The sequence below is a fragment of the Candidatus Thioglobus sp. genome, from assembly GCA_028228555.1.
Lineage (GTDB): Bacteria > Pseudomonadota > Gammaproteobacteria > PS1 > Pseudothioglobaceae > Thioglobus_A.
This window is the reverse complement of record JAOJBP010000022.1, coordinates 1-5,862: the sequence shown is the minus strand read 5'-3', so window position 1 is coordinate 5,862 and position 5,862 is coordinate 1. Positions and strand designations below refer to the sequence as shown.

General features: G+C 37.1%; 8 protein-coding genes. 1 reads left to right on the top strand and 7 read right to left on the bottom strand.

The features are described from left to right. The 3 genes from N9Y32_06865 to N9Y32_06855 all read right to left on the bottom strand — a co-directional run. On the bottom strand, nt 1-411 hold a 411-nt coding region (locus tag N9Y32_06865), incomplete at its 3' end, for an outer membrane protein assembly factor BamA (protein MDB2590730.1). Nucleotides 412-424: 13 nt separating this feature from the next. Further along, entirely contained in the window at nt 425-1,762 is a 1,338-nt protein-coding gene (gene rseP, locus N9Y32_06860) for an RIP metalloprotease RseP (protein ID MDB2590729.1), read from the bottom strand. Nucleotides 1,763-1,767: 5 nt separating this feature from the next. Beyond that, a complete protein-coding gene (locus N9Y32_06855; GenBank protein ID MDB2590728.1) occupies nt 1,768-2,121 on the bottom strand; it encodes a DUF971 domain-containing protein in 354 nt (117 codons plus the stop codon). A gap of 96 nt (nt 2,122-2,217) precedes the next feature. On the opposite strand from N9Y32_06855, the gene dapF reads away from it, so the two are divergent. Further along, nucleotides 2,218-3,027 (top strand): diaminopimelate epimerase, encoded by an 810-nt coding sequence (gene dapF, locus N9Y32_06850; protein ID MDB2590727.1) that lies wholly within the window; start codon nt 2,218-2,220, stop codon nt 3,025-3,027. Here the strand turns inward: dapF and N9Y32_06845 are convergent. From N9Y32_06845 to pdxA, 4 genes are all read right to left on the bottom strand, one after another. Beyond that, nucleotides 3,024-3,821, bottom strand: a complete 798-nt coding sequence (locus N9Y32_06845) for a symmetrical bis(5'-nucleosyl)-tetraphosphatase (GenBank protein MDB2590726.1) — start codon at nt 3,819-3,821, stop codon at nt 3,024-3,026. The two genes, dapF and N9Y32_06845, sit on opposite strands and share 4 nt — an antisense overlap. Then, nucleotides 3,822-4,193: a Co2+/Mg2+ efflux protein ApaG gene (gene apaG, locus N9Y32_06840; GenBank protein ID MDB2590725.1), complete on the bottom strand. Its 372-nt coding sequence runs from the start codon at nt 4,191-4,193 to the stop codon at nt 3,822-3,824. Next, nucleotides 4,171-4,959, bottom strand: a complete 789-nt coding sequence (gene rsmA / locus N9Y32_06835) for a 16S rRNA (adenine(1518)-N(6)/adenine(1519)-N(6))-dimethyltransferase RsmA (protein ID MDB2590724.1) — start codon at nt 4,957-4,959, stop codon at nt 4,171-4,173. The genes apaG and rsmA overlap by 23 nt, the downstream gene beginning before the upstream one ends. Next, nucleotides 4,952-5,862: 4-hydroxythreonine-4-phosphate dehydrogenase PdxA (pdxA, locus tag N9Y32_06830; GenBank protein MDB2590723.1), on the bottom strand; the 911-nt coding region annotated here is incomplete at its 5' end. The genes rsmA and pdxA, both read right to left, overlap by 8 nt.

Genomic DNA, 5,862 nt, shown 5'->3' with positions numbered 1-5,862 from the left:
TTGATCAATTAGCTTGTCAAGTTGGCGTTTGTTAAAAATATTACCCTGAGAAAGGTCCATATTTTTAAGAATTTTGGCTAAGCTTTCTTCATCAATAACTTTGTCTGAATAGTTGAGTACATCCATATATTTAATATGTGGATTTTCCTGAAGGTTGATTTTTAAGATATCATCTTCTTGCGATACTTCAATATCTTTAAAGAAGTTGGTTTTATATAAATCTCGAATAATTTGACCAGAAACCTGATTATTGTACTCATCACCTGTTTCAACAGGTAAATAGCTTAATACCGTTCCTCTTGAGATAGAGTCTAAGCCCAGTATTTCAATGCTTTTGATGGGTTTAGCAAGTGCAACAGAGGTTATAACTATGCTTGCAGCAGCTAATACTTTAAGGAGTGATTTTTTCATAGAATTCTTAAAATTATGATAAACGTATCAAGTCATTATACAGAGCAACAAAGGTTAGTGACAAAATAACAAATAGTCCTAATTTTGCAAAAACTTGTTGTACAGACTGATTGACAGGAGAGCCTTTAATGATTTCAACTATATAAAAGAATAAATGCCCCCCATCTAGTAGGGGGATGGGCAATAGATTTAACAAGCCAAGGCCAATACTAATTAATGCTAAAAAAGATAAAAAAGGCACTAGTCCTATTTCTGCACTTTTTTGAGCATAATTAGCAATAGTAACTGGGCCACTGATTTGATCAATTGAAGCTTCACCAATAATCATTTTTTTGATCATTTTTAGATTCAATAACGTCAATTGATAAACCTTGGATCCGGCAGACAAAAAAGCATCAACTGGTTCTTTTTGAATAAGCACCTGCCAATCTTTCAAGTAATCTTGAGGCATGGCAACACTAACACCAACTTTAGGAGAGTTATTGATTAACTCTGGTGTTAATGTAAGTGTTATATTTTTGGTGTTACGTTTAATAAGCAATTTAATAGGCTTAATAGGCTTAGCTTGGATAGCAATAACAAAATCTTGCCAAGTGGAAATACTTTGGCCATTGGCACTTAGTACTTCATCTTGGGATCGAAGGCCCGCTTTACTGGCGGCAGAATTGACCACAACCTGATCAATGATGGCTGGCAGCTTGGGGATGGAGAATTTAAACCCTAAGTATTGATCAAGGCCTTGTTCAGGGTTAGCTAAAAAATCACCAGTTAAGTTAAGCGTGCTGGTCTTTAAATTTGAAAGCTTGGAGCGCGCCTGGATAACTAAAGGCTGGGTGTCATTCGATTGAATAAATTGATTAGAAAATTCACTAATACTAGGCGTTGGAGCATTGTTAATACTGAGCAGTTCATCACCTACTTGCAAGCCAGCTTGGTCAAAAAAACCAGAATCAGTAACCGATCCAATAATCGGTTTCATGCCATTAACCCCAATGATAAATATAAGTGTATAAAGTAGAATCGCCAATAAGAAATTGGCCACTGGCCCTGCTAAGACAATGGCAAAGCGTTTGTAAACTGATTGCCTGTTAAAAGCCCTATGCTTGTCATTATCAGCAACCTGCGCTTCATTTTCATCGAGCATTTTAACGTAGCCGCCCAAAGGAATGGCGCAAAGGGTAAATTCAGTTTCACCGCGTTTGAAAGATTTAATTACCTTGCCAAAACCAACAGAAAATCTTAATATCTTGACATTGAATTTTTTGGCAACCCAATAATGACCATACTCATGGACAGTGACTAAAATACCAATCGTTAACGCGAACGACAAAAGGGCGGTAAAAAAACCCATTTGAACTACAGTTGAGAATGAGAGTGTCCAGCCTCTTTAAGTCGTTTTAAATAAGTTGACCATAAGGCAGATTGATCTGTAGCAAGTTTATGTAAATGAGTCCAAGAATAAATGCCAGTATCATGCCCATCATTAAAGAACAAAATAATAGCATAGTTTCCAGTAGGCTCAATACGGTCAATCTTCACATTTTCTTTATCAAGTTGCAATGTCTCCTGACCAGGACCATGACCAACTACTTCTGCTGAAGGAGAATAAACTCTCAAAAATTCAGCACTTAATGGGTAGTCAGTTCCCTCAAAAGTAAGGGTTAAAAGGTTTTTGTCTTTGTTAAGTGTAATATTGCTAGGAGTTATCATGATTTGCCTTGTGGATAAATATAGGCAATATTTTAGCAGAACTATCGTTTTCATTAACCTTTAGCTTTATAAGTGGATAAAATAAAGCCTATGTTAATAAATTTTACAAAAATGCACGGGCTTGGGAACGACTTTATGGTGGTTGACAATACCGATGGTGATATAAACTTTAGTGTTGAGAAAATTAAAATTTTGTCTGATCGACATTTCGGTATTGGCTTTGACCAACTGCTCGTTGTAGAGTCAAGTAGCACTCCAGGTATTGATTTTCGCTATATTATTTATAATGCAGATGGATCTGAGGTGGCACAGTGTGGCAATGGTGCCCGATGCTTTGCACGTTTCGTAACGCACAAAAATTTAACTAAGCGAAATCCGATCATTGTAGAAACCCACTCAAGTGTGATCACTTTGCATGTTAATGCAGATAACACTGTGCGTGTTGATATGAGTAGTCCTAGCTTTGAGCTTGACAGTATTCCACTGATTGCATCTGAAATTCAACCAACATACACAATTGAGGGTCATGAAATGGGCGTGTTATCTATGGGCAATCCTCATTGTATTTTAATAGTTGAGGAGCTCTCAGTTCTCGATATCGCCAGTATTGCAACAAAAATACAAGCTAACAAGGCTTTACCAAATCAAGCCAATATTGGTTTTATGCAAATAGTCAATCGTGGTGAAATCAATTTACGAGTTTATGAGCGTGGCTCTGGCGAGACATTGGCTTGTGGAAGTGGCGCGAGCGCAGCAGTAGTTTATGGCGTTGAGAAGGGTTTGTTAGATGAAAAAGTGTACGCACATCTCACTGGAGGTGATGCAGCTGTTGAATATCAAAAAGGTGGGCATGTATTTTTATCAGGGCCAGCTGAATTTGTATTTGAAGGACAAGTAACCCTCTAGCAGTTTATAGAAAATATTTGCCTATCTGATCGCCTAATTGCGCTTAAACGGCCACCCCAGGCGCAACCATGATCCATTGGAAATATATGTTTTTGCTCTACATTAGCTAGCGTAGACCAGTGGCCAAAAAAAATATCTGTTTCTTTTAGTAAGCGATTTTCATGCTCAAACCAAGCTTTATAACCATCAGGTGCTTGATCAAAATTCATTTTATGTTCAAATTCTAACTGACCATTAGCCCTACAAAATCTCATTCTCATCATGGCGTTAATAGTATATCGACACTGTTCAAGCTCATTTAGATGATCACTCCAAGTATCTGGCTGGTTATGATACATTTGCGTTAAAAATTGGCCTAAATTTTCACCTTGTAAATGCTTTTGAACCAAGGTTGATTGAGTTACCGCTATTTCTTTAGACCAATTTGGAGGGATGCCTGCGTGAACCATTAACACATCTTCATCGCTAATCAATAAAGGTTGTTGAGATAAGAATTCTAGTAGTTTTGTAGAATTCTTTGCACTGATAATATCAGAAAAGGTATCTTTTTTATTGAGTATAGTTTTTCCAAGAGTGCAGGCCAATAAATGAAAATCATGATTACCCAAGACCATGGAGATATTGTCGGAGTGTGCTTTGATAAATTCTAGAGTTTCTAGAGATTTGTTGCCACGATTAACCACATCTCCTAGGAAAAATATTCGATCTTTATCTAGGGAGAACTCAATTTGATTTAATAGGCGTTGCAATGAATCGTAACACCCTTGAACATCGCCAATTAAGTAATCAGACATTTAATGTAGCGTGTATGGCTCACTTAAAATGAACTCAGGAATTTTAGCTTCAAACCGCTCACCTTCATCATTCACCATGCCATAAGTACCTTTCATAGTTCCAGTAGCTGTTTTTATTACTGAACCCGATGAATACTGATAAGATTCACCCGGCATTAAATGAGGCTGTTCGCCAATAACACCTTCACCAATAACATCCTCAATATGTTTAGTTTCATCTTGAATGCGCCAATGTCGGGTCAGTAATTGAGCACCGAGCGAACCGTTGTTGGTAATAGTAATTGTGTAGGCGAAAGCGTACTGATTTATCGCTGCACTTGATTGCTCTTTAATGAAGCTAACTTGAACGTCAATTTGAATACTGTTTTTCATAATCTTGGGCTAGGGTAATAAAATTATCAATATCTAACATTTCAGCGCGTTGTGAAAGGTCGATGCTAGTTTGCTCTTGAGTTAATAATAACTTTAAACAATTTCTAAGGGTTTTTCTACGGTGTGCAAAAGAGGCTTTTACTATTTTTTCAAATAGATCTATATTAGTCACTTTGCAGGTTTTGAGCGGTGTTAGATAAACAATAGCAGAATCAACTTTTGGCGCTGGATCAAAAGACTCAGGCGGCACAATAAAAATTAACTCCACGTCAAAAAATGCTTGCATCATAACACTCAAACGACCATAAATTTTAGAGCCATGATCTGCCGACATTCTTTCGACCACTTCTTTTTGTAGCATAAAAGTCATGTCAATGACTTTATCTCGATGTTCGAGCAAGTGAAACAAAATAGGGGATGAAATGTTATAAGGTAGATTTCCAACTACTCTAATCGGTGGATTGAACAAATCAAGATCAAAATTAAGCGCATCACCTTGATGAATGACTAAATTAGGCTTTTCATATCTATTTAAAATTTCAATTAAATCTCGATCAATTTCAATGACATTAAGCTCGTCAACTCGATCAAGCAGTGGGAAAGTCATAGCCCCTTGTCCAGGGCCAATTTCAAGTAAATTATCATCTCGCTTAGGGGCGATGGTCGCGACAATTTGATCTATAACTTTCTGATCAGTCAAAAAATTTTGACCAAAACGCTTACGCGCTTTATGTTTTGTAGAAGTTGTAGATTGTTGCTTAGGCATTTTTCTTGTTAATAAAATCTTGTGCGTATTCTAATGCAGTATGCAGACTACCTAGGCTAATATTACCTGTACCGGCGAGTGATAAAGCAGTGCCGTGGTCAACTGATGTACGAATAAAAGGCAACCCCAAGGTAATGTTAACTGCTTTTTTAAAGCCTAAGGTCTTAAGCACTGGAAGGCCCTGGTCATGATACATACTTAAAACACAATCAATCCCTTTGAGCGCATCAACTGTAAATGCAGTATCAGCAGGTACACTGCCGAAAAGGTTAAATCCTTGTTGGTTGAGTTTATTAATAAGCGGGTTGATGATTTCAATTTCTTCCATGCCCAGGCAGCCATCCTCACCCGCATGTGGGTTAAGCCCACAAACAACAATACGTGGATTGCTAATTCCGTAGCTTTCTAAAGACTTGTGAATGATACGAATAGTTTTTTCAAGAGACTCTTTTTTAATATTTTGAACAACTTGAGAAAGTGGCAAATGGGTAGTTGCAAGCGCGACACGTAAGCCTTGTGTTGCCAGCATCATAACTGTTTTTTCAGTATCTGCTAAAGAGGCTAAATATTCAGTATGCCCAGTAAAACCTGGATTGACACTATTAATAACGCCCTTATGGATAGGGCCAGTAACTAATGCTTCGCATTTTTCATTCAAACAAAAATCAGTTGCTTTATCCAAAGTATTTAGGACATATTGAGCATTATCAGTATTTAAAACGCCAACATTTACTGAGCCACTAACTTTGATGGGGTAAACGCATAATTGATGCTTAGCTGAAGCTTGCTCAGACTCAACTATTTTTAAAGGTAAGTTTAGTAATTTAGCACGACTTAATAAAATATCAGGATCGGCAAAAACTAATAACTTTTTAGTCGATTTCTTTTGGGCAAATATAACCG

What these genes read in the sequence shown, in the direction of transcription:
- N9Y32_06855 (MDB2590728.1), bottom strand. Translation starts at nt 2,121, where the DNA reads ATGATAACTCCTAGCAATATTACACTTAACAAAGACAAAAACCTTTTA.
- apaG (MDB2590725.1), bottom strand. Translation starts at nt 4,193, where the DNA reads ATGAAAAACAGTATTCAAATTGACGTTCAAGTTAGCTTCATTAAAGAG.
- N9Y32_06845 (MDB2590726.1), bottom strand. Translation starts at nt 3,821, where the DNA reads ATGTCTGATTACTTAATTGGCGATGTTCAAGGGTGTTACGATTCATTG.
- rseP (MDB2590729.1), bottom strand. Translation starts at nt 1,762, where the DNA reads ATGGGTTTTTTTACCGCCCTTTTGTCGTTCGCGTTAACGATTGGTATT.
- rsmA (MDB2590724.1), bottom strand. Translation starts at nt 4,959, where the DNA reads ATGCCTAAGCAACAATCTACAACTTCTACAAAACATAAAGCGCGTAAG.